Here is a 22,806-nt window from a genome sequence, read left to right on the forward strand (position 1 = left end):
CGAATATCTTTCTTGTAGTGCTCTCTTGTATCCAGCTTATACGCTGCAGGCTTGCGGCCGTATTTCTACTGTATTGTACTTTCCTTACGGGTAACCTATTCTGGAACGCCACGAAGGCGGACCGGTTCCGCCTAGCTTATCAAAAATGGAAGGGGGCACAATGAATAAAGTTTATCCGGATGCGCAGTCGGCGCTGGCCGACGTCGTGCAGGATGGGCAGACCATCGCTGTCGGCGGTTTCGGCCTGTGCGGCATTCCCGAAGCGCTGATCCTCGCGTTGCGCGATTCCGGCGTCAAGGGCCTGACGGCGATCTCGAACAATGCCGGTGTCGATGGCTTCGGTCTCGGCCAGTTGCTGGAAACGCGCCAGATCAGGAAGATGATCGCATCCTACGTAGGTGAGAACAAGGAATTCGCGCGCCAGTACCTGGCCGGCGAACTGGAACTGGAATTCACGCCGCAAGGCACGCTGGCCGAGAAGCTGCGTGCCGGCGGCGCCGGCATCCCGGCGTTCTTTACCAAGACCGGCGTGGGCACCATCGTCGCCGAGGGCAAGGAAATCCGCGAGTTCGACGGCGAGCAGTATGTGATGGAAAAGAGCCTCGTCGCCGATGTCGCGCTGGTCAAGGCCTGGAAGGCCGACAAGGCCGGCAACCTCATCTTCCGCAAGACGGCGCGCAACTTCAATCCGAACGTGGCGGCCTCCGGCAAGGTAACGATCGTGGAAGTGGAAGAACTGGTGGAGATCGGCGAGATCGATCCGGACGCCGTGCATACCCCCGGCATCTTCGTGCACCGCATCGTGCACAACCCCCATCCGGAAAAACGCATCGAACAGCGCACCGTGCGCGCCGCCTGAGGAGAAGAACATGGCATGGACTCGTGATCAAATGGCCGCGCGCGCGGCAAAGGAGCTGCAGGACGGCTTCTACGTCAACCTGGGCATCGGCCTGCCCACCCTGGTGGCGAACTACGTACCTTCCGACATCGAGGTGTTCCTGCAATCGGAAAACGGCCTGCTCGGCATCGGCCCGTTCCCGACGGACGACGAAGTCGACGCCGACCTGATCAACGCCGGCAAGCAGACCGTGACGGCACTGCCCGGCTCCGCGTATTTCAGCTCGGCCGATTCGTTCGGCATGATCCGCGGCGGCAAGATCAATCTCGCCATCCTGGGCGCGATGCAGGTGTCCGAAAAGGGCGACCTGGCAAACTGGATGATCCCCGGCAAAATGGTGAAGGGCATGGGCGGCGCGATGGACCTCGTGGCCGGCGTGAAGAAAGTGGTGGTGCTGATGGAGCACGTGGCCACCGCGAAGGATGGCACCACGTCGCACAAGCTCCTGAAGCAGTGCGACCTGCCGCTGACGGGCGTGGGCGTCGTCGACCTCGTCATCACCGACCTGGGTGTGCTGGAAGTGACCGGCACGGGCCTGAAAGTGATCGAACTCGCGCCGGATGTGACGCAGGAGCAGATCGCCGCCGCTACCGGCGTGGAACTGGACTTTTCGGCCGTCTGACCGTGCGGCGTCAGCTTCTGGAAGCCTTCCCGGCGCATGGCCGGGAAGGCTTTTTTACGGGATCAAAGTTGAGGTTTGACGGCCTTGGCACGCTCCTGCTCAAGTCGCCTTTTCTGTTCGCTCTGGGTGACTACTGCCTTGCCATTGAGTTCATCGAAGATGGATTTTGCATCGAGAATCATGACTGAATACATGGGGACCATGCCGTCAGTCTGGATGAGCCCTCTCGCGATGACCATCTTGCCGCAAGCTGGGGGGAAGCTCCGCGGTGCAGTGATGGTCGATCCGGGGACGGCTGTGCTGTCCCAGCCTATGCCTGCGCAGGGGCCTCCGATTGGCGGACCGACATACAGCTTGCCTTGGCGGTCGAATTCCTGGTGGAGGGACACGCTTCTCCCCTTCAGCATCGGATTGTTATCCGGATAGGACGAGTCGCCGAATTTTTCTTTCAGCGACGATTCCAGCACATCCTTCCGGATCCGCGAGCCTGTCGGCAATCTCTGCTCCCGTGCCAGAAAATATACTTTACCGCTGTCGCTTTGAAGGGCGACGAATCCGTCGGAAGGGCCTCCGGGATCTGTGATGCCCGTTCCTGGCATCTGATCGAGAGTTTTCGCCGTGATGCCTACCTCTTTTCCAGTAGTGTGTTTTAACGGCGAAAATTTTAGCGCGGAATTGGCGCGGCTCATGCCAGCTCTTGCCTCTGCCAGCGTACTGCCCAACGGAATGCCCGCGATGTCAGACCCCAAAGCCGGGAATGCACTGCAGAGTAACAATACAGGTAAAGTGATCTGAACAGCCTTCACGATAAGTATTCCTTTTCGTTGTTTGAGCGTATTTTCATCGGCGGTCGTGGCGGGTGTCGCGCATTGCACTATTGCTTCCTTCACGAGTCGTAGCTGCAGGCGGAACCGCCGTAACGCCAGCCATCACGTACCTATCTCGCTGAATAGCCCACGTAACCCCACAGTCTCTCGATGGCAGCAGACGGCGGAGCGGGTGAGACCAAATATATGGAAATACAGTGGAGCGGGCCAGCAATATAGCAGCCCGGCGGGGCGGGGAAGCTCACCAATTGTCACAAGCATCATGTCGTGAAAGGAAAGCTGCAAACGGTAAACGACAAACGGCCCCGCGGGGCGGGGCCGTTTGTCGTCGAACGCCAGCGGCTTACTTGAAGGGCGCCGGCACCGGCATGTCTTCGCCGTGCTTGGTCTCTTCCAGCGGCTCGTGCGGGGTGGACGGGTTGGCCAGCTCGCGCTTCAGGGTATCCATGTTCAGCTCGCCTTCCCACTTGGCCACCACCAGGGCGGCCACGCCGTTGCCGATGAAGTTCGTCAGGGCGCGGGCTTCGCTCATGAAGCGGTCGATACCGAGGATCAGCGCCATGCCGGCCACCGGGATCGTCGGCACCACGGCCAGCGTTGCGGCCAGCGTGATGAAGCCGGCGCCGGTGATGCCCGATGCACCTTTCGAGGTCAGCATCGCCACGCCGAGGATCGTCAGTTCCTGCATCAGCGTCAGCTCGGTGTTGGTAGCCTGGGCCACGAACAGGGCGGCCATCGTCATGTAGATGTTGGTACCGTCCAGGTTGAACGAGTAGCCGGTCGGGACCACGAGGCCGACGACGGGCTTCGAGGCACCCAGCTTTTCCAGCTTCTTCATCAGCGAAGGCAGCGCGCTTTCCGACGAGCTGGTGCCCAGCACGATCAGCAGTTCTTCCTTGATGTAGGCGATGAAGCGGCCGATCGAGAAGCCGGTGAACTTGGCGATCGCGCCCAGCACGATGAAGATGAACATGAAGCAGGTCAGGTAGAACGAGCCCATCAGCTTGGCCAGGGGCACCAGCGAATCCAGGCCATATTTGCCGATGGTGAACGCCATCGCGCCGAATGCGCCGATCGGGGCAACCTTCATGATGATGTTGACCATGCCGAAGACGACGGCACCCGCTTCATCGATGATGTTCAGCAGCGGCTTGCCGCGTTCACCCAGCAGCGACAGCGCAAAGCCGAACAGCACCGAGATCAGCAGCACCTGCAGGATGTCACCCTTGGCGAACGCGTCCACGACGGTGTTCGGGATGATGTGCAGCAGGAAGTCCGTGGTGGTCTGGTGGGAAGCCTTCTCCGTGTACTGGGCGATCGCCTTCGTGTCGAGCGTGGCGGGATCGGCATTGAAGCCGTCGCCGGGCCGGACGATGTTGGCCACGAACAGGCCGATCACCAGCGCGAACGTGGAGACGATCTCGAAGTAAAGCAGTGCCTTGCCGCCGACGCGGCCGATCTTCTTCACGTCCTGCATGCCGGCAATGCCGGAGACGATGGTACAGAAGATCACCGGTGCGATGATCATCTTGATCAGCTTGATGAAGCCATCGCCCAGCGGTTTCATGGCCACGGCATCGGTTGGCAGGTAAATGCCGAGCAGCACGCCAATGAAGATGGCGAACAGCACCTGTACGTACAGGATTTTATAGAACGGTTTTTTCATGATTGGAGTCTCCATTGGCTTCCCAGTGCTCCCATCATTGCAAACCATCTCAGATATCACCATTGTGATTATCCGCATTGTGGTTTCCCCTATCAGGGATAACCACAATGCGGTTACTACCTAGTTGCTATCTGCATGCCCGCTTGCCGCCACTACGCCATGGCGCACTCAATGCACGGTCGACAGCGCTTCGCGCAGTGCCGCGCCGCCGGGCGGCGGCGTGACGGGCGCCGACTTCAGCATCGGGAAGGCCCGCTGCGGCAAGCCTTCCGGCACGATCGGATCCAGCGCCAGCTGCGTCACCAGCTCGGTCCGGCCGTTGAGCTGGTACGCCAGCACGCCGTAATAGTACTTGCCCTCGTCGAGCCCGCTCCACGTCATGCCCACCGTGCCGGTGCTGCCCTTGCCGAGCACGGCCGGTGCCGAGACGCGCAGGTTGCCGGCATCCTGCCCCGGCCCGATGACCCAGCTGGACAGCGCAAAGGTGGCGCTGACGCCGTCGTGCGGCGCTTCGCTGGCCACGCAGACGGTGTACTCGCCCGGTTCCGGGTAGGTGGTTGCCGCCGAGCCGTTTCCGCTGGAGGGCACGTAGCCGACCAGCTGCCGGTGCGGATCGATGACGAACAGGTTCAGCCAGTCGCTCCAGCCCTGGCTGCCGGCCAGCGAGTCCGAACCGAACACGGCGAACCGTGCGGCCAGCGTGCCGGCCGGGATCGACACCGTTTTCGCCACCACCTGCTCGTTGCCTCCGGCCAGGCAGGCCGCCAGCGCGGCGTTCGCCTCGATCGCGCCCTGGACCGTCATCACCTCCTTGCTTGGCGGCGCCAGGCCGCTGACGTTCACCTTCAGCTTGGCGGTGGACCCGGCAGTGATCGGAATCAGCTTGCGGCCGGTGCGCTGGTCGGCGATCAGGTAGTTCGGCGCATCGATGATCATTGCGCGCGCCTGCAGCGGGCTGCGTACACGGTGCGCGCCATCGTTCCACTCCAGGTAGCCGTAGGACCAGGCCAGGTTCTCTGCCGTGGTGCGCGTCAGCGTGACCGTGAAGCTGCCCGTTTCGCCCGGTGCCAGCGTCAGTTCGGCCGGACTGACGGCAACGTCGAAGCCGTCCAGTTGCGCTTCCGCGCGGTAGGTGGCGGCGGTGGCACCGACGTTTTTCACCGTGCGCTTCAGCACTTCGCTGACCGCGACCGAAGGCGCCGTCAGTGCCGCCTGGTTCAGGTCGGTATCGGGCGTCGCGCCGACCGTCCGGCAAGTCTCGGCTGGCACGGAGATCGACTCGGTACCGCACAGGAAGCGCTGCCAGTCGAGCTGGCCGGCGTCGTAGACGAGGCCCGGATCGCTGGCGGCGGTCGGCTGCACGAAGCCGGCACCCTGGCCCCACGGCAATGTACCGGACAGGGCCCCGGTCAATTCGCCTTCGGGGGTCTGCGACGCGCTCGTCATCAGCGCCGACTTGATCGCCGCGGGAGACCAGCCGGGATGCCGCTGGCGCAGCAGCGCCGCCACGCCGGCCACGTGCGGGCTGGCCATCGACGTACCGGTATGGAAGCCGAACCGCGCCGAATCGGGGGCCGTGCCGGCCTTCACGATGCCGTCGCGGTACTGCTGGTCGCCGCGGGGCGTGATGCCGGCCAGGATCTCGAGGCCAGGCGCCGCCAGGTCGGGCTTCATGACGCCGGGTGCCACGATGTTCGGGCCGGGTGACGAGAACCGCACGACCGAAGGCGAAGGCAGCGGGTTGTCCTGGATGCCGAAGGCCGACATTTCCAGCAGCGCATCGGGATGTTCCGCCAGATGGCGCACCAGCGCTTCGCCGTCGACCGGCAGCAGGTCGACGGTCGGCACGGCGTAGTCGACATGATGCGGCGCCTCGTTGAACTGCAGCAGTACCATGCCGGCGGCGCCGGCGGCCTTCGCCACCACGCTCTTGGCCTTCGGCTCGATGGCGCCGGCTTCGCAGACCAGCACCTTGCCGGCCACCAGCTTCGGATCCACCAGGCCGTCCGGCCCGGCACCGTTAGCTTTCGCGTCCGCTTCGGAAAAGCACATCGCGCGGGCGTAGCGGTCCGCGTCCGACAACTGGTCGAACGGTTTGCTGCCCGCGTTGTGCGCGAAGATGAAGGGGGTTGGCGGCAAAGGCGCGCGGTTCAGCGATCCGCCGATCAGGATCGGACCGCCGGCAACCTTCAGTATCGCGCCGGTCACCTTGTCATGGTTGGTCGCGGCCACGGTCGCCAGCCACGGCACGGAGTGCGCCACCGCAAGATACGGCCCCTCGTTGCCCGCCGACGTGGCCACGAAAACGCCTGCGGTGGCGGCCCCCAGGAACGCCTGGTCGACTGGATCGTCGATCATCCAGGAGCCGCCGATCGAGAAGTTCAGCACGTCGACGCCATCGGCCACGGCCTGTTCGATCGCGGCCACCGAGTCGCTCGGCATGCAGTTGGTCTTCACGTCTTCCGGCCAGGCCGGCAGCGTGTGGGTCCAGCACACCTTGTAGGCGGCGATCCGGGCGCGCGGCGCCATGCCCGACGCGGCGCCCGCCGGTACGCCGTCGAGCGCCACCGCCACGCCATGGTTGCCTCCGGCGGTCGATGCCGTGTGCGTGCCGTGGCCCCGGCCCGAACCGGGGATATTGATGCCGTCGCGGGGCGAGAGGAATTCGTTCGAGTGCAGGCGCGCACCTTCCGCCAGCCTGCCCGCGCTGAACGAGCGTGCCCCGATCAGCTTGTTGTTGCAGGCGGCCACCGTGAAACCTTCGCCGGTTTCGCAGGTGCCTTGCCAGGATGCCGGCGGCGCGCCGTAGACCAGCGTGCCGGAGGCGGCGTGGGTCGGCTTGCCGTCGGCATCGACGCGGTCGGCGAACGCCGTGTGCTCGGGCCAGATGCCGGTGTCGATCACGCCGATGACGACGTCCTCGCCGGCCTTGGCGCTGCCGCCCAGCTGGCTCCACAGGCCGCCCGGCTGGTCCAGGCCGAGGAAGCTGGGGGTGTGGTGCGTGTCGAGCTTGCGCGGCTGTTCTGCGATCACGGCGCGCACGCCGGGCTGCTGCCGCATCGTGCGGGCCTCGGCTTGCGTCAGCAGCGCCGAGAAGCCGTTGTAGACCAGCTGATAGCTGTGCAGTACGCGGGCGCCACGGTATTTGGCCAGCAGCGCCTGCTGCTTCTGGCGCAGGAAACCGGTATAGCGTGCCACGCCGCTGGAGCGTGCGTCGAGCTGCTTGCCCGGCATGGCGCGCGTCGCGCCCAGACCCGCAATGCCGCCCTCGTAGCTGGCGGCAGGCTTGTCGGCGAGCTGCACGATATAGGCCCGGCGTGCCGGTTCAGCGGCCAGCGCGGACCCGGTCGCACACAGCAGCAGGGCGGGGATCAGGAAGCGGGGGCTCATGCGCGGCCTCCGTTGCGGCGGCGGCGCGCGCGGCTTGCCGTGCCCAGCAGGGCGAGGCCGCCGGCCAGCATGGCTAGTGCCGACGGCTCGGGCACGGCGCTGACGCTCAGGCTGCCGACCGCGAATTGCGAGGCGTTCAGCAGCGTGCCGTCGTTCAGGCACTCGCCGGCCGCGGTGTAGGTGCACGCGTCGATGCGCAGGCTGGTCAGGGTGGTGCCGGCAAACGCACTGTCCAGTGTCCAGTCGGCCCAGGCATGCAGTTGGGGCAGGTCGGCCGTCGCGGTGATCACCGATCCTGCCGACGTGGTGCCCCACAGGCGCAACTGGCCAATGCTGTGGGCGCCACCCTCTTCGATTTCCGGGGCGATGCCGGCGTATGTCAGCGCCGTCAGGCGAAAGGCAGTGCCGTCTTCGCGCGACAGTGTGAGCGAGCCGTCGTTCAGGCCCGCATAGTACGAAGTGTCGCCGAACGGGCAGGCCAGGAACGTGCACGCCGACCACTGCTCGGCACCGACGACGGCGCCGGCCAGGCCGGGCTCATAGCCTGGGAAGGACTGGGCGAACGCGCTGTCCGCGACCACCGCGAGGAATCCGTCGGTCGTGAAGGCGTCGCCGCCGTTGTACAGCGGGCTGTCCGCGGGCAGTGCCGGCGTGACGATATTGCTGACATTGTCGAAACCAATGGTGGCCGCCTGGGCGGCGGGCGTGGCGGATGCGGCCAGCGCGGCAGCGCAGGCCAGCAGGCCGATACCGGAGAGGATGCGCCGGCCTGGCGGCGCGGCAGTGCGGGAAGTCGATAGCTTGGTCATGGGTTATTCCTGTAAGTGGAGGAGAGCGACCGCCGCGCCACCTGAAAACCTAACAAAGTTCGGACTGATAGCGCTATCAGCGGTGCTTTAATGCTAGCGCAGATCGGGTGTAAATACGTGCCAAAGTTTTAATGGAAAATTTGGCGCGAATTCAGTTTTGTCGAGCAAAATCCGGCGCTTACTGCTAAATCGCAAGGGGATAATGTCTATGCAGATGTTGTAAAAAATTTACGATAGCGCTAGCAGGACCGCCGAAAAAGAACATTATTACGGGTGAGCAGGCGCGTGCGTGGGAAGCGCGGCCGACCGCGCTGTTGCTCCCGATTATTTCCAGTTGCCCTGCCTGCCGGGCGGTGTTTGACGTCGCGGCCGGAACCTTGTCACCAGGCTGATCCGCCGCATTGTGGTGTTCCCCTTGACGGGTAACCCACAATGCGGTTCCTGCCTGTTGATTATTGCCGTAGCTCGCCGGGTGATGGCTTACTGTCCTGTTGCCGTCGTGCCGCCGGGCCAGCGTGCTCCCTTGACGGGGCCGCGGCGCGGGTTAGCCTGCGGCGGCTGTTTCAGGATGCGGCCCGGTACCAGCGGCAGGCCCTCGGGACGCTCGGCATCGATGAACAGCTCCGTCAGCTTTTCCGTGCGGCCATCGATGATGAAGCTGGCCATGCCGAAATAGCGTTTCGTGTTGTCCAGGCCGTTCCAGGCCAGCGCCACCGTGCCGGTGCCGTCCTTGTTCAGCCGCGCCGGCAACGTCACGTGCACATTGCCCGCATCCTGGCCCGGCGCGATGATCCAGCTGGACAGGACGAACTGGATGCCGTTCGGGTCGCGCGGGCCTTCGCTCGACACGCATATCGTGTATTCGCCCGGTTCCGGATTGCTGGTGGACACCGTCGGGCTGTACATCCACGATCCCATCCCTGCCAGTTGCCGGTGCGGATCGATGACGAGCAAGGTCAGGAAGTCGATACCGTCCGGCATGCTGGAAGAATCGCTCGAGAAGGCACCGAAGCGGAAGCCCAGCGTTCCTTCCGGCACCGTGAACTTCTTGATCGCCACCCGTTCGCTGCCACCGGCCAGGCATTCGGCGAGGCCGTAGTCCGGGCCGCTTGCGCCGCGCAGGGAGAGGATGTCGCGCTGTGCCTCGACCAGGCCGCTGATCTCGACCTTCACGCGCGCACCCGAGCCGGATTGGATCGGGAACAGCTTCTTGCCGCTCGGGATCGGCTCTTGAATCCAATCCGGCGCGTTGAACGCCATCGTGTACGCCTGCAGCGGGCTGCGCACGCGGTGCGTGCCATCGCTCCACACCAGCGAACCGTATTGCCACGCGAGGTTCGGCGCGGTGGTGCGCTTGAGCGTGACGGAGAACGTGCCTTTCTCGCCTGGTGCCAGCGACAGCTGGGCGGGTGCCACGCTGACGTCGAAGCCCGGCAGGTCCGCCGTGGCCGAGTACGTCGCCGGCGCGTCGCCTACGTTGGTGACGGTGCGGGTCACCACTTCAGTGTCGCCGATCGCCGGCACTGTCAGCGCGGGCTGGTTCAGGTCCGTGTCGGCCACCCGGCCGATGCTGGCGCAGTCGCTCGCCAGGATCGAGGCCGCTTCGAGGCCGCACAGGAAGCGCTGCCAGTCGCGCGTGTCGGCGTCGTACACGAGGCCCGGATCGACCGCCAGCGCCGGCTGCATGAGACCGGCGCCCTGGCCCCACGGCAGCTTGCCGTTCCCGGTGCCCGCCTGGCCGTCGTCCTGCGTCTGATGTGCGGTCGTCATCATGGCCGACTTGATCGCCGCGGGCGACCAGTCCGGGTGTTGCTGGCGCAGCAGGGCGGCCAGGCCGGCCACGTGCGGGCTGGCCATCGACGTGCCGGTGTGGAAGCGCCAGCGCGTGTCGGCCTGCGTGGCGCCGCTGGCGGCGATGCGGTCGAACGTGGCCTGGTCGCCGCCCGGCGTGGTGCCGGCCAGGATTTCCAGGCCGGGCGCCGCCAGGTCGGGCTTCATCACGCCGGGCGCGGCGATGTTCGGGCCGCGCGAGGAGAAGCTGGTGACCATGGGCGCCGCCGCCGGGTTCTCGTGCAAGCCGAATGCCGACATCGACAGCGTGGCTTCCGGATGCGCCATCAGGTATTCGCCCAGGGCGATGCCATCTTCCAGCACCAGGTCGACGGTGGGCACAGCGTACTGCACGTAGCTGGGCCCCTTGTCGTACTCGGCCAGTACCATGGCCGCCGCGCCATAGCCTTTTACGGCCACGCTCTTGGCCAGCGGCGACGTCAGCCCACCTTCGCAGACGAGCACCTTGCCGGCCACCCGGGCCGGTTCGATCGCGGCGGCGGCGCCGGCCCCTTGCTGGGCCGCCTCTTCCGGGCTCGCGCAGGTGGCGCGGGCGCCCTGGTCTGTGCCGTTCAGTTCCTCGAACGGTACCAGGCCCGCATGGCGCGCCAGCACGAACGGCGTGGGCGGCAGCGACGCCTTGTTGAGCGAGCCGCCCACGAAGCGCGGCCCGTCCGTGACCTGCAGCTCGGCGCCGGTGCTCTTGTCGTGACTGGCCGCCGCCGTCGTCGTCACCCAGGGAACCAGGTGCGCGGCTGACATATACGGCGCACTGTTGCCCGCCGAGGCGGCGACGAATACTCCCGCGCTGGCGGCACCCAGGAACGCCTGGTCGACCGGGTCGTCCACCGTCAGGTAGCCGCCGATGGAAAAATTCAGCACGTCCACGCCGTCGGCCACCGCCTGTTCGACGGCCGCCACCGAGTCGCCCGGCATGCACGTAGCTTCCATGACATCGGGCGAGCCGGCCTGCGAAAAGCTCCAGCACACCTTGTAGGCAGCCACGCGCGCGCGGGGCGCTATCCCCGAGGCTGCGGAGACGGGAACGCCATCGAGCGTGGGTAGGGTATTGTGGTTGCCGGCAGCGGTCGATGCAGTATGCGTGCCATGGCCGAAGCCGGAGCGCGGCTCCACGGCGAGGCCGTCGCGCGGCGACCGGAACTCGCTCCAGTAGATATCGAAGCCCTGGGCCAGCAGGGCTTCGTTGTAGAAGCGCGCACCGATCAGCTTGTTGTTGCAATGGCTCGCCGTGAAGCCTTCGCCAGCCTGGCAGCTGCCTTTCCAGCGTGCCGGGGCGGGGCCGTAGGCCAGCGTGGCGGCGGGATCGGTACTGGGGCGACCTTCCGCGTCGACGCGGTCGGCGAACGCGGGATGCTCCGGCCAGATGCCGGTGTCGATGACGCCGATGATGACGTCCTCGCCCGCCTTGTCGCTGCCGCCCAGCTGGCTCCAGACGCCGCCGGGACCGTCGAGGTTCAGGTAGGCGGGCGTGTAGTGGGTGTCCAGCTTGCGCGGGGTTTCCAGCATCACGGCCAGCACGCCGCTCGTCTTGCGCAGTGCCTTCGCCTCGCTGTCGGTCAGCAGCGCGGAGAAACCGTTGTAGACCAGCTGGTAGCTGTGCAGCACCTTGGCGCCCCGGAACGCGGACAGCACGCTTGCCTGGCGCTGCTTCAGGAAGCCGGCATAGCGCGCCACGCTGGTCGAGCGCGGGTCCAGCTTGGCGCCGATGGCCGGACGCGTCGCACGCAGGCCGGCGATGGTGCCTTCATAGCTGGCGGCCGGCTTCTCGGCCAGGTGCACGATGTAGGCCCGGCGCACCGGCTTGGCCTTCTGGGCCAGGGATTCGGCAGCGGGCAGGGCGCCCAGAGCGAGGACGAGGAGGGGGAGCCAGGCGCGCTTCATGCCCGGCCTCCCAGGCGGCGCGCGGCCACCAGCAGCAGGCCAGCAGTCAGCAGCACGACCGTCGACGGTTCGGGAACGGCACTTACGTGCACGTCGTCGAGCGCGAACTGCGACAGGTTCAGCATGTCCTCCCCGTTCAGGCATTCGCTTGCGGCCGTGTACGTACATGCATCGATCGTGATGCGGGTGAAGACAGTAGCGGCGAAGGTGGAGTTCAGTGTCCACTCGCTCCAGTCGTACAGCGCGGGGAAGTCGGTCGCCGCGGTCAGCGTGCTGCCGTCCAGGCGGGTTCCGGTGATGCGCAGCTGGCCAAACGGCAGCAGTTCGTTCGCGTCACGGGGTGCAATGGCACCGAAGCTCAGCGCGGAAACGCGGAAGGCGCTCGCGTCCCCGCGGGAAAGCGTGAGCGAGCCGTCGTTCAAGCCCGCGTAGTACTGCGAAAGGGGAGGGGGGCATGCCAGCCGCGTACAGGTGTACTCGCTCTCGGCCACCGTGGCACCGGCCAGGCCAGGTTCATAGTCGGGAAAGCTCTGCACATAGTCGCTGTCCGCGACCTCGGCCAGGAAGCCGTTCGTGGAAAACGTGTCGCCGCCGAGGTAGACCGAACTATCGGCTTGCGAGCTGTGGCTAACGATCTGTTCGAAGTCGATCACGTCCGCCTGCGCGGCCGGCGCGGATAGCGCCGCCGCGCAGGCCAGCAAAGCCGGCGCGACGTGACGCCAGTCCGGACGAAGGGTGTTGCGTGAAGTTGTTTTCATTGCGTCATACCCTGTTGGTTGAAGAGGAGCCCTGGTTTACTGCGCTGCCGCCCTCTTTTGGAGAGGTTGTTGATAGCGCTATCAGGTAAAATTATGCTAACTCAAGGGTTACGACGATGCGTTGAAATATTTCAGAATTAAATTCCGTGGAAGGATATCGGGACAAAACGACGTAGGCTTGTCCCTAGTAGGAGCACTGGCGCCAAGGATCTGCGAGACTGTTGCAAAAAAGCTTCGATAGCGCTATCGACGCCTGTCGAAAATGCGGCCGCGAGGCGGCCGCAAGGATTTTATTCGGTCACTGTGCCACCCAGCCGCCATCGACGTTCCAGGCGGCGCCGCGCACTTCGTTGGCCACGTCGCTGCACAGGAATGCCGCCAGGCCGCCCAGCTGTTCGGGCGTAACGAAGTCGCCGGACGGCTGCTTGTCGGCCAGCAGCGCACGCTTGGCATCCTCGTTCGACAGGCCGTCGCGGGCGGCCAGGTCGTCGACCTGCTTCTGCACCAGCGGCGTCAGCACGAAGCCGGGGCAGATCGCGTTGACCGTGACGCCGGTCCGCGCCGTTTCCAGCGCGGTCACCTTGGTCAGGCCCACCAGGCCGTGCTTGGCCGCCACGTAGGCGGACTTGCCGGCCGAGCCCACCAGGCCATGCGCCGAGGCGAGGTTGATGATGCGGCCCCAGTTCTGCTGCCGCATCCGCGGCAGCGCCAGGCGCGAGGTGTGGAAGGCGGACGTGAGGTTGATGGCGATGATCGCATCCCATTTGTCGACCGGGAAGTCTTCGACGTTGGCCACGTACTGGATGCCGGCGTTGTTGACGAGCACGTCGATGCCGCCGAATTGTTCGGTCGCGTACGCGAACAGGGCCTCGATCTCGGCCGGCTTGCTCATGTCGGCGTTGTGGTGTACGGTCTGCACGGCGAATTCCTGTGCCGTGGAGGAGAGCAGGGTGGCGATGTCGTCGGCATTGCCGAAGCCATTGAACATGATATTGGCGCCCTGCGCCGCCAGGGCGCGCGCGATGCCCAGGCCGATGCCGGACGTCGACCCCGTCACCAGGGCCGTTTTGCCGGACAGGATCTGCCCGTTCGAAGGTGTGCTGCTCATGGTTCGCTCCATAGTTGATGGCGGCAATGCCGCAGGTTCCGGGTGCTGCTCCCGGTCCTCTTAATGCTGGCCTAAGCGCTGCGCTAAACTTGCAAGGGATTTTAGCGGCAACGCACGGTAGAATGTAGCCCAAAAACCAATATCCGGCAGGAGGCCAGGATGCCTGAACCAGCAATCAAGCCAGTGATCAAGTCGGTGCAATGCCTGTCTCCCGCGGGCTTGCACACGATGGCCTACCAGGAATGGGGAGATCCCGCCAACCCGAGGGTATTGGTGTGCGTGCATGGCGTGACCCGCGTGTCCGACGATTTCGACGACCTGGCGCGCGCGCTGGCCGGCAGCTACCGCGTGGTATGCCCCGATGTGGTGGGCCGCGGCCGCTCCGGCCGGCTGCGCAATCCGGACCTGTACCGCGTCCCGCAATATGTGAGCGACATGGTGACGCTGCTGGCCCGCGTGCTGGCCAATGTCGACGGCGGTGCGGGCGCGCAGAAGGTGGCGTGGTTCGGCACGTCGATGGGCGGGCTGATCGGCATGGGCCTGGCGGCACTGCCCGGCAGCCCGATCGATCGCCTGGTGTTGAACGACATCGGCCCCGTGCTGGACCCGGCGGCGCTGCGCCGCATCGGCGACTACATCGGCCAGGACGTGCGCTTCGCCACGTTCGAGGAAGGGGCGCGCTTCGTGCGCGACGTGTCCGCATCGTTCGGCCCGCATACCGACGCGCAGTGGGACAAGATGGCGCGCGATGTGCTGCGCCAGGATGCCGATGGCAGCTGGGTGCGGCACTACGACCTGGCGCTGGCGCAGCCGTTCCGCGCCGTCACGCCCGAATCGGTGGCCGCCGACGAGCACGTGCTATGGGCCGCGTATGACGCGATCCGCTGTCCCACGCTGCTGGTGCGCGGCGCCGGGTCGGACCTGCTGTCGCATGCGACGGCGCAGATGATGACCGAGCGGGGGCCGCGTGCCCGGCTGGTCGAGTTCGCCGGCGTGGGCCATGCGCCCACGTTCGTGCAGGCCGACCAGATCGCGGTGGCGCGCGAGTTCCTGCTGGACCTGTAGTGTTAACCCGTAAGTTTTTTAGTTGAACCTGTAGAAAAGAGAAGAAATGGAAATCAAACGACTGTATGTAGGCAAGCGCATGTCCGAAGTGGCGATCCACAACAACACCGTGTACCTGGCTGGCCAGGTTGCCGCCAGCGAACCGGACGCCGACATCAAGGGCCAGACCCGCGAAGTGCTGGCGGCGATCGACAAGCTGCTGGCCGAAGCAGGCAGCGACAAGAGCTGCATCCTGTCCACCCAGATCTTCATCAAGAACCTCGCGGACTTCGCGGACATGAACGAAGTGTGGGAAGAATGGGTCGCGCAAGGCCATACGCCGCCGCGTGCCACCGTCGAGGCGAACCTGGCCAACCCGGCCTGGCTGATCGAAATCGTCGTCGTCGCCGCCCAGCGCTGATCGGCACGGGTAGCAAGCGGGAAGCCGGCCCGGCTTCCCGTTTTTCAGGCAGCACTTTCCGCAGCAAGCAGTAAAGGTTTTTTGTCATGGTCTCCATTGCGGCGCTGAACAGCGCAACGTCCGAACAGCTGGTGCTTGGCTTGTCCAGCGACGATGGCGCGCGGGTGCTTGCCGCCCTCGATTTCGCCAGCGCGGCCTATACCGGCAAGCGCTGCACGAGCGGCCAGCCGGCCTTCGATTTCGCCGTCGGCGCGGCTTCCACGCTGGCGCTGCTCAATACCGACGCGGCCACGCGGATTGCCGCGCTGCTGTTCGAGCTTTGCCTGCTCGACCCCGCGCAGGGCATCGGCATCGAACCCAGGTTCGGCAAGGAAGTGGCCGACCTGGTCACCGGCGTGCACCAGCTGATCCGCCTGCGCGAGCTCACGCAGGGCTCGCCTTCCGCCGCGCGCGGCAAGAACGCGGCCCAGCAGGCAGTGGCGCAGATGGAAACGCTGCGCAAGATGCTGCTGGCGATGGCCAGCGACATGCGCGTGGTACTGGTGCGGCTGGCGTCGTGCTGCAGCACGCTGCGCTGGTTCGCCGACCAGAAGATCTTCAATGAAATGACGCGCGCCTATGGCCGCGAAACGCTGGACCTGTATGCGCCGCTGGCGAACCGCCTCGGCATCTGGCAGATCAAGTGGGAGCTGGAAGACCTGTCGTTCCGCTTCATCGAGCCGGAAAGCTACAAGCGCATCGCCAAGATGCTGGAAGAAAAGCGCATGATGCGCGAAAGCTTCGTCACGCACTCGATCGAGCGGCTGCAGTCGGAGCTGGCCGGCGCCGGCATCAAGGCCGAGGTGTTCGGCCGGCCGAAGCACATCTACAGCATCTGGAACAAGATGCGCGGCAAGGAGCTCGATTTCACCGAGCTGTATGACGTGCGCGCGTTCCGCGTGATCGTGGCGGACGTGAAGACGTGCTACACGGTGCTCGGCGTGGTGCACAACATCTGGACGCCGATCCCGAAGGAATTCGACGACTACATCTCGCGGCCCAAGCCGAACGGCTACCAGTCGCTGCACACGGTGGTCATGGCGGACGATGGCCGGCCGCTGGAGGTGCAGATCCGTACCCAGGAGATGCACAGCTTCGCCGAGTACGGCGTGGCCGCGCACTGGCGCTACAAGGAAGAAGGCAATTCCAGCTTCCAGGGCCAGAAGTACGATGAAAAGATCGCCTGGCTGCGCCAGCTGCTGGCGTGGAAGACCGACGTGGCCGATGCGGTCGTCGGGCAGGAGGAATTGCAGCGCGAATGGGTGGAAAAGCTGAAGGAGGCGGCGCTGGACGACCGCATCTTCGTGCTGACCCCGCAGGCACGCGTGCTTGAACTGCCGGTCGGTGCCACGCCGATCGATTTCGCCTACCACCTGCACAGCGACGTGGGCCACCGCTGCCGCGGCGCGCGCGTCGATGGCGTGATGGTGCCGCTCAATACGCAGCTGAAAAGCGGGCAGACGTGCGAGATCATCACGGCCAAGGGCGCGCCCGGCACGGCCGGCCCGTCGCGCGACTGGCTGAGCCCGGGCTATGCGGTCAGCAACCGCACGCGCGCCAAGGTGCGCGCCTGGTTCCATGCGATCGATGTGCAGGAAACGCTGTCGCACGGCCGCTCGCTGGTGGAAAAATCGCTGCAGCGCGAAGGCAAGACGGCCGTCAACCTGGAGACGCTGGCGCAAAAGCTCGGTTTCGCCAAGGTCGATGAGCTCTTCCTTGCCGTGGGCAAGGAGGAATTCAGCCTGCGGCACGTGGAGCACGCGCTGCACGACAACGCCGAGCCGACGCCGCCCGAAGACGCGGTGGTGCTGAACAAGAGCCGTGCCTCGTCGACGGAGCAGGGCGCCAAGTCGGGCGTGCTGGTGGTCGGCACCGAGGGCCTGATGACGCAACTGGCCCGGTGCTGCAAACCGGCACCGCCCGACCCGATCGTGGGCTTCGTCACGCGCGGCAAGGGGGTATCGATCCACCGTTTGTCGTGCAAGAACTTCGCCGAAATGCGGATCAAGGCGCCCGAGCGCGTGATCGTCACCGAATGGGGCGATGGCCAGCGCGAAACCGTCTACCCCGTGGACCTGTTCGTGCTGGCGGGCGACCGCCAGGGCCTGCTGCGCGATATCTCCGAAGTGTTTTCGCGCGAAAAGATCAACGTGATCGGCGTGAACACGCAAAGCGCGAAAGGCCAGGCGCGCATGACCTTCACCGCGGAAATCGGTTCGACGGCGCAGGTGCACAAGGCACTGGCCGCGATTTCGGAGGTGACCGGCGTGCTGGAGGCGCGGCGGGCCTGAAGCTGCCTTGCCCGCCATGCGCAAGAGCGCCAGCCGATACACGGCCGCGTTTCGCCTGGCGGCCTGCGCTACGGTGCGGGGAGATTGTCAGTGCCGGCTCGGAGCATGGCGGCGCGATGCCACGGCACCGGTCTTCCCGCGTGTCGGAAGCGTGCACCCGGCCTCATTCCAGACGACGCGCGAACGGTCGGCACAGCTTGTTGCCGGCTATTGCGGCCGCCCCTGCCGGCCCGCCAATTCGGCCTGCAGCGTGATGTGGTCGATGCCATGTTTTTCGATCAGCATGGCGCGGATCGCCTTCAGTGTGGCGGGCCAGTGCTGCAGGTCGTGCACTTCCACGTGGCCGATCAGCGCCGGCTGGCCCGGTGCCATGTCCCACACATGCAGGTCGTGCACCGACGCCACGCCGTCGATGCCTTCGAGGTCGTTCCCCACTTTTTCGTAGTCGATATCGTCCGGCACGCCTTCCATCAGGTGATGGCCCGATTCGCGCAGGATGCCGATGGTGGACTTCAGCAGCAGCAGCGACACCAGCAGCGACAGCAGTGGGTCGATCTGCATCCAGCCGGTGAAGTAGATGACGGCGCCGGCGGCCAGCGCGGCCACGGACCCGAGCATGTCACCCATCACGTGCACCAGTGCCGCGCGCGTGTTCATGCTTTCCTTGTCCTTCGACAGCACCAGCGCGACCAGTATGTTGACCACCAGGCCGATTGCCGCCACGCCGGCCACGGTGCCGCCCTGCACGGCCTGCGGCTGGGCGAAGCGGTGCACCGCCTCGAACACGATCCAGCCGATCACCAGCAGCATGACGAGGCCATTGACGAACGCGGCCAGCGCCTCGGCGCGGCCGAAGCCGAACGAGTAGCGCGAGGAGGGCGGGCGCTTGGCGATCAGTTGCGCCAGCAGCGCAAGGCCCAGCGACGCGGCATCGGTCAGCATGTGGCCGGCGTCGGCGATCAGTGCCAGCGAATTGGCCATGAAGCCTGCCACGACCTCGACCGCGGCAAAGGTCAGCGTCAGCCCCACGGCCCAGGCCAGGATGGCCAGGCTGCGGTCGGCCCGCTGGTGCTTGTACTTGGCGTCGCCCTTCAGGTGGGCATGCAGGTGGCTGGTGGCGGTCATTGCTCTATGGTCGAGGGTGTTACAAAAATATAGCATGCACACCGGCCGCGCATGATTGCGGCCCTGATGGCGGTGGGGTTGCCACGCCCCGGGCTGCTCCTGGGGCAATTTCATTCTGGCCCTTGTCTTATCGGCGCCACGTCACTATAATGCTCGGCATTGGGCGGTTAGTTCAGCTGGTTAGAATACTTGGTCGACATCCAAGGGGTCGGGGATTCGAATTCCTCACCGCCCACCAGAATGCGAGGGACTTGCTTCACGGCGTGATGCAAGTTCGTCAATTCAAGTTGTGCAAGGTAATAAGGTAGCAAGGCAGTACAAGCGGGCGGTTAGTTCAGCTGGTTAGAATACTTGGTCGACATCCAAGGGGTCGGGGATTCGAATTCCTCACCGCCCACCAGAACACTTCAGTAACATTCAATGTAAGAGCGAGAAAGGCAATCCGGTTATGACACCGCGAACTACAACCGCTAAGGTTTGGTGAGTGACGCTAGTCGATCGGCTTTCTTTGGCTTTTCAAATTGAAAGATAACGCGGCTAGTCCGCGTTTTTTTTCGTCCCTGTTTTCCCCTTATTTCAGTTGAGTTTTTACGGCCCCGTGCCGATTGGAGATCATGATGGTATCAGTCCGACTTCCCGATGGATCCGTGCGCCAGTTCGATGCGCCGGTCACCGTGGCCCAGGTGGCCTCCAACATCAGCACGAGCCTGGGCAAGGCCGCGCTGGCAGGCAAGGTTGACGGCAAAGTGGTCGACACCTCGTTCCTGATCGAGCAGGATGCCGACGTGGCGATCGTCACCGACAGGGATCCCGAAGGCCTGGACGTGATCCGTCACTCGACGGCCCACCTGCTGGCCTACGCCGTCAAGGAGCTGTTCCCGGATGCGCAGGTGACGATCGGCCCGACGATCGAAAACGGTTTCTACTACGACTTCTCGTACAAGCGCCCGTTCACGCCGGATGACCTGGTGGCGATCGAAAAGAAGATGGCCGAGCTGGCGAAGAAGGACGAGCCCGTCACCCGCAAGGTGCTGCCGCGCGACGAGGCCGTGGCGTACTTCAAGTCGATCGGCGAAGAATACAAGGCCGAGATCATCGCCTCGATCCCGGCGAATGAGGACGTGTCGCTGTACAGCGAAGGCAAGTTCACCGACCTGTGCCGCGGCCCGCACGTGCCGTCGACGGGCAAGCTGAAGGTCTTCAAGCTGATGAAGCTGGCTGGCGCCTACTGGCGCGGCGATTCGAAGAACGAGATGCTGCAGCGCGTGTACGGCACCGCCTGGACGAAGAAGGAAGACCAGGAGCTGTACCTTCACAACCTGGAAGAGGCGGAAAAGCGCGACCACCGCAAGCTGGGCAAGCAGCTGGACTTCTTCCACTTCCAGGATGAGGCGCCGGGCCTCGTGTTCTGGCATCCGAAAGGCTGGACCATCTGGCAACAGGTCGAGCAGTACATGCGCAAGAAATACCAGGACAACGGCTACCAGGAAGTGAAGGCGCCGCAGATCCTGGATGCCAGCCTGTGGGCCAAGACGGGCCACTGGGACAACTACCGTGAAAACATGTTCGTCACGGAATCGGAAAACCGCTCGTATGCGCTGAAGCCGATGAATTGCCCGGGTCACGTGCAGATCTTCAATTCCGACCTGCGCTCTTATCGCGACTTGCCGCTGCGCTACGGCGAATTCGGCCAGTGCCACCGCAACGAGCCGTCCGGCGCGCTGCACGGCATCATGCGCGTGCGCGGTTTCACGCAGGACGACGGCCACATCTTCTGCACGCACGAGCAGATCGAGCCGGAAGTGGTGGCATTCCACCAGCAGGCGATGGCGGTGTACGAGGACTTCGACTTCACCAATATCGAGGTGAAGCTGGCGTTGCGTCCTGATAACCGCATCGGTACCGATGAAGTGTGGAACGACGCGGAAGAGGCGCTGCGCCAGGGCCTGCGCGCCTGCGGCGTGACGTGGACGGAGCTGCCGGGCGAGGGTGCGTTCTACGGCCCGAAGATCGAATACCACCTGAAGGATTCGCTCGGTCGCCCATGGCAGGTTGGCACGATGCAGGTCGACTTCTTCATGCCCGAACGCCTCGGTGCGCAATATGTCGCCGAAGACAATACGAAAAAGACCCCGGTGATGCTGCACCGCGCGATCGTCGGGTCGATGGAGCGTTTCATCGGCATCCTGATCGAGAACTATGCCGGCGCGCTGCCGATGTGGCTGGCGCCGGTGCAGGTTGCCATCCTGAACATCTCGGACGGCCAGGCGCAATACGCCACCGAGCTGGCCGCCAAGCTGCGCAAGCTGGGCCTGCGCGTCACGGCTGATTTGCGCAACGAGAAGATCACGTATAAAATACGCGAACATTCCGTCCAAAAATTGCCTTATATCCTTGTTATCGGAGATAAGGAACGGGACGCCAATACCGTGGCCGTGCGTGCGCGGGGCAATATCGACCTGGGTGTCATGTCGATCGATGCCCTGGTTGAGCGACTCCAGCAGGATGTCGCCAACAAAGCCTGACGGGGACTGATCGTTCAATCTCCGTAACCGGCCAACATATCAAATTTTTAAAGGAAACTGCAATAGCTACTGACAAGTCGCAGCATCGCATCAATGGCGAAATCACGGCACCGGAAATGCGTCTCTCCGGTGTCAATAATGAGCCGCTGGGCATCGTGAGCCTGGCCGAAGCCTTCCGCCTGGCGGAAGAGGCGAACGTGGACCTCGTGGAAATTGCGCCGACCGCGCAGCCGCCGGTTTGCCGTCTGATGGATTACGGTAAGTTTAAGTATTCCGAGCAGAAAAAAGCGCACGAAGCCAAATTGAAGCAGAAAATCATCTCCGTGAAGGAAGTCAAATTCCGTCCCGGTACCGATGAAGGCGACTACAACATCAAGCTGCGCAATCTGATCAAGTTCCTGGAAGATGGCGACAAGACGAAGATCACCCTTCGTTTCCGCGGCCGTGAAATGGCCCACCAGGATATCGGCATGCGCATGCTGGAGCGGTTGAGGGGCGATCTGGAAGAGCATGGCCAGGTCGAGCAGTTCCCCAAGATGGAAGGCCGCCAGATGATCATGGTCATTGCCCCCAAAAAGAAAATTCCGCCGCGGTAAGCCTGCGAAGCGGGCGCATTTCGGGTCCACCGTGCTCCGCTGCGGCGGACCGACCGTACTGAAGTACGGTTCCGCGCGCTGGGCCCGAACTGCATCCCGCTGTGCAGGTTACCGGGACGGATTTTAACTATGCCTCCGGCAATGATGGTGCGCGGTTGAAAAAGTCGGTATAATTACCGGCTCGTCCAGTTGTGGCGAAAAGAATTTGCGGGATCAAATCCGCAACATGTAGTGGCCCAGCTGCCGCTGCATCAACAAGTGAAAGCAGGCACCCAAGCGCAACGTGTTGTTGCCACCTGCGATCCTGTTATTTGGAGCTGTCCGCGAGGGCAGATGTGTTATGCCAAAAATGAAGACCAAAAGCTCCGCGAAGAAGCGTTTTCGCGTGCGTCCGGGTGGTACCGTCAAATCGGGTATGGCGTTCAAGCGTCACATCCTGACCAAGAAAACCACCAAAAACAAGCGTCAGCTGCGTGGCACCCGTAACATCAATGCGTCCGACGTCACCAGCGTCCTGCGCATGATGCCGTCCGCTTAATCTCACACTCATTAAGGAGCTACTATGCCTCGAGTAAAACGTGGGGTTACCGCGCGTGCCCGTCATAAAAAAGTACTGAATCAGGCCAAGGGTTACCGCGGCCGCCGCAGCAAGGTTTACCGGATTGCCAAGCAAGCAGTGATGCGCGCTGGCCAGTATGCCTACCGCGACCGTCGTAACAAGAAGCGCGTCTTCCGCGCCCTGTGGATCACCCGTATCAACGCGGCTTCGCGCGAACACGGCCTGACCTACAGCGTCTTCATGAACGGCCTGAAGAAAGCCGCTATCGAACTGGACCGTAAAGTCCTGGCCGATATGGCTGTGATGGACAAGCCGGCGTTTGCCGCGATTGTCAACGCCGTGAAAGCAAAGATCGCTGCTGCTTAAGCATTAGCAATCGATTGTTGCGTGCTGCCC

Annotated in this window: 17 protein-coding genes and 2 tRNA genes; 11 read left to right on the forward strand and 8 right to left on the reverse strand. The window is 64.2% G+C overall.

Going from position 1 to position 22,806, the window contains the following annotated elements:
* The first annotated feature begins 160 nt into the window (after positions 1-160).
* Positions 161-859 carry a CoA transferase subunit A gene (locus EWM63_RS24020; protein ID WP_130188780.1) on the forward strand — a complete coding sequence of 233 codons (699 nt, stop codon included), beginning with the start codon at positions 161-163 and terminating at the stop codon, positions 857-859.
* A 10-nt stretch (positions 860-869) separates the two neighbouring features.
* On the forward strand, positions 870-1,520 hold the full coding sequence (locus EWM63_RS24025; RefSeq protein ID WP_130188781.1) for a 3-oxoacid CoA-transferase subunit B: 651 nt from the start codon (positions 870-872) through the stop codon (positions 1,518-1,520).
* A gap of 62 nt (positions 1,521-1,582) precedes the next feature.
* On the opposite strand, the gene EWM63_RS24030 is transcribed toward EWM63_RS24025, so the two are convergent.
* The 7 genes from EWM63_RS24030 to EWM63_RS24060 all read right to left on the reverse strand — a co-directional run bounded on the left by EWM63_RS24030 (position 1,583) and on the right by EWM63_RS24060 (position 13,783).
* A complete protein-coding gene (locus EWM63_RS24030; RefSeq protein WP_130188782.1) occupies positions 1,583-2,410 on the reverse strand; it encodes a hypothetical protein in 828 nt (275 codons plus the stop codon).
* A 280-nt stretch (positions 2,411-2,690) separates the two neighbouring features.
* Positions 2,691-4,016 carry a dicarboxylate/amino acid:cation symporter gene (locus EWM63_RS24035; RefSeq protein WP_371861253.1) on the reverse strand — a complete coding sequence of 442 codons (1,326 nt, stop codon included), beginning with the start codon at positions 4,014-4,016 and terminating at the stop codon, positions 2,691-2,693.
* A gap of 165 nt (positions 4,017-4,181) precedes the next feature.
* On the reverse strand, positions 4,182-7,403 hold the full coding sequence (locus tag EWM63_RS24040) for a S8 family serine peptidase (RefSeq protein ID WP_130188784.1): 3,222 nt from the start codon (positions 7,401-7,403) through the stop codon (positions 4,182-4,184).
* Entirely contained in the window at positions 7,400-8,212 is an 813-nt protein-coding gene (locus EWM63_RS24045; RefSeq protein WP_130188785.1) for an NF038120 family PEP-CTERM protein, read from the reverse strand. The genes EWM63_RS24040 and EWM63_RS24045 overlap by 4 nt, the downstream gene beginning before the upstream one ends.
* A 480-nt stretch (positions 8,213-8,692) precedes the next feature.
* A complete protein-coding gene (locus EWM63_RS32975; protein ID WP_130188786.1) occupies positions 8,693-11,944 on the reverse strand; it encodes a S8 family peptidase in 3,252 nt (1,083 codons plus the stop codon).
* On the reverse strand, positions 11,941-12,702 hold the full coding sequence (locus EWM63_RS24055) for an NF038120 family PEP-CTERM protein (RefSeq protein WP_130188787.1): 762 nt from the start codon (positions 12,700-12,702) through the stop codon (positions 11,941-11,943). The genes EWM63_RS32975 and EWM63_RS24055 overlap by 4 nt, the downstream gene beginning before the upstream one ends.
* Positions 12,703-13,000: 298 nt before the next feature.
* Positions 13,001-13,783 (reverse strand): 3-hydroxybutyrate dehydrogenase, encoded by a 783-nt coding sequence (locus EWM63_RS24060; RefSeq protein WP_130190587.1) that lies wholly within the window; start codon positions 13,781-13,783, stop codon positions 13,001-13,003.
* 186 nt (positions 13,784-13,969) lie between these two features.
* On the opposite strand from EWM63_RS24060, the gene EWM63_RS24065 reads away from it, so the two are divergent.
* From EWM63_RS24065 to EWM63_RS24075, 3 genes are all read left to right on the forward strand, one after another.
* Complete coding sequence (locus EWM63_RS24065; RefSeq protein WP_130188788.1) at positions 13,970-14,875, forward strand: alpha/beta fold hydrolase; 906 nt, start codon at positions 13,970-13,972, stop codon at positions 14,873-14,875.
* Positions 14,876-14,921: 46 nt separating this feature from the next.
* Positions 14,922-15,275: a RidA family protein gene (locus tag EWM63_RS24070; RefSeq protein WP_130188789.1), complete on the forward strand. Its 354-nt coding sequence runs from the start codon at positions 14,922-14,924 to the stop codon at positions 15,273-15,275.
* An 86-nt stretch (positions 15,276-15,361) separates the two neighbouring features.
* The gene (locus EWM63_RS24075; RefSeq protein WP_130188790.1) at positions 15,362-17,605 is read left to right on the forward strand and encodes a RelA/SpoT family protein; all 2,244 of its coding nucleotides are present in this window, start codon (positions 15,362-15,364) and stop codon (positions 17,603-17,605) included.
* A gap of 207 nt (positions 17,606-17,812) precedes the next feature.
* Here EWM63_RS24075 and EWM63_RS24080 read toward each other — a convergent pair whose 3' ends face one another.
* Positions 17,813-18,730 carry a cation diffusion facilitator family transporter gene (locus EWM63_RS24080; protein ID WP_130188791.1) on the reverse strand — a complete coding sequence of 306 codons (918 nt, stop codon included), beginning with the start codon at positions 18,728-18,730 and terminating at the stop codon, positions 17,813-17,815.
* Between the two features lie 161 nt (positions 18,731-18,891).
* Here EWM63_RS24080 and EWM63_RS24085 point away from each other — a divergent pair.
* The 6 genes from EWM63_RS24085 (at position 18,892) to rplT (ending at position 22,776) form a co-directional block, all read left to right on the forward strand.
* Positions 18,892-18,968 (forward strand) — tRNA-Val (locus tag EWM63_RS24085).
* Between the two features lie 85 nt (positions 18,969-19,053).
* A tRNA-Val gene (locus EWM63_RS24090) sits at positions 19,054-19,130 on the forward strand.
* A gap of 217 nt (positions 19,131-19,347) precedes the next feature.
* Positions 19,348-21,255: a threonine--tRNA ligase gene (gene thrS / locus EWM63_RS24095; protein WP_130190588.1), complete on the forward strand. Its 1,908-nt coding sequence runs from the start codon at positions 19,348-19,350 to the stop codon at positions 21,253-21,255.
* A gap of 38 nt (positions 21,256-21,293) precedes the next feature.
* A complete protein-coding gene (gene infC, locus EWM63_RS24100) occupies positions 21,294-21,851 on the forward strand; it encodes a translation initiation factor IF-3 (RefSeq protein ID WP_259772515.1) in 558 nt (185 codons plus the stop codon).
* Positions 21,852-22,191: 340 nt separating this feature from the next.
* Entirely contained in the window at positions 22,192-22,389 is a 198-nt protein-coding gene (gene rpmI / locus EWM63_RS24105) for a 50S ribosomal protein L35 (RefSeq protein WP_057262756.1), read from the forward strand.
* A 24-nt stretch (positions 22,390-22,413) separates the two neighbouring features.
* Entirely contained in the window at positions 22,414-22,776 is a 363-nt protein-coding gene (gene rplT / locus EWM63_RS24110) for a 50S ribosomal protein L20 (RefSeq protein WP_130188793.1), read from the forward strand.
* Positions 22,777-22,806 lie beyond the last annotated feature (30 nt).

Origin of the sequence: Pseudoduganella lutea, assembly GCF_004209755.1 — a bacterium.
Taxonomy (GTDB): Bacteria; Pseudomonadota; Gammaproteobacteria; order Burkholderiales; family Burkholderiaceae_D; genus Rugamonas; species Rugamonas lutea.

Coding starts and splice junctions, on each gene's coding strand:
- EWM63_RS24020 (WP_130188780.1), top strand. CDS start 161: ATGAATAAAGTTTATCCGGATGCGCAGTCGGCGCTGGCCGACGTCGTG.
- EWM63_RS24025 (WP_130188781.1), top strand. CDS start 870: ATGGCATGGACTCGTGATCAAATGGCCGCGCGCGCGGCAAAGGAGCTG.
- EWM63_RS24040 (WP_130188784.1), bottom strand. CDS start 7,403: ATGAGCCCCCGCTTCCTGATCCCCGCCCTGCTGCTGTGTGCGACCGGG.
- EWM63_RS24045 (WP_130188785.1), bottom strand. CDS start 8,212: ATGACCAAGCTATCGACTTCCCGCACTGCCGCGCCGCCAGGCCGGCGC.
- EWM63_RS32975 (WP_130188786.1), bottom strand. CDS start 11,944: ATGAAGCGCGCCTGGCTCCCCCTCCTCGTCCTCGCTCTGGGCGCCCTG.
- EWM63_RS24055 (WP_130188787.1), bottom strand. CDS start 12,702: ATGAAAACAACTTCACGCAACACCCTTCGTCCGGACTGGCGTCACGTC.
- EWM63_RS24065 (WP_130188788.1), top strand. CDS start 13,970: ATGCCTGAACCAGCAATCAAGCCAGTGATCAAGTCGGTGCAATGCCTG.
- EWM63_RS24070 (WP_130188789.1), top strand. CDS start 14,922: ATGGAAATCAAACGACTGTATGTAGGCAAGCGCATGTCCGAAGTGGCG.
- EWM63_RS24075 (WP_130188790.1), top strand. CDS start 15,362: ATGGTCTCCATTGCGGCGCTGAACAGCGCAACGTCCGAACAGCTGGTG.
- EWM63_RS24080 (WP_130188791.1), bottom strand. CDS start 18,730: ATGACCGCCACCAGCCACCTGCATGCCCACCTGAAGGGCGACGCCAAG.
- thrS (WP_130190588.1), top strand. CDS start 19,348: ATGGTATCAGTCCGACTTCCCGATGGATCCGTGCGCCAGTTCGATGCG.
- rpmI (WP_057262756.1), top strand. CDS start 22,192: ATGCCAAAAATGAAGACCAAAAGCTCCGCGAAGAAGCGTTTTCGCGTG.
- rplT (WP_130188793.1), top strand. CDS start 22,414: ATGCCTCGAGTAAAACGTGGGGTTACCGCGCGTGCCCGTCATAAAAAA.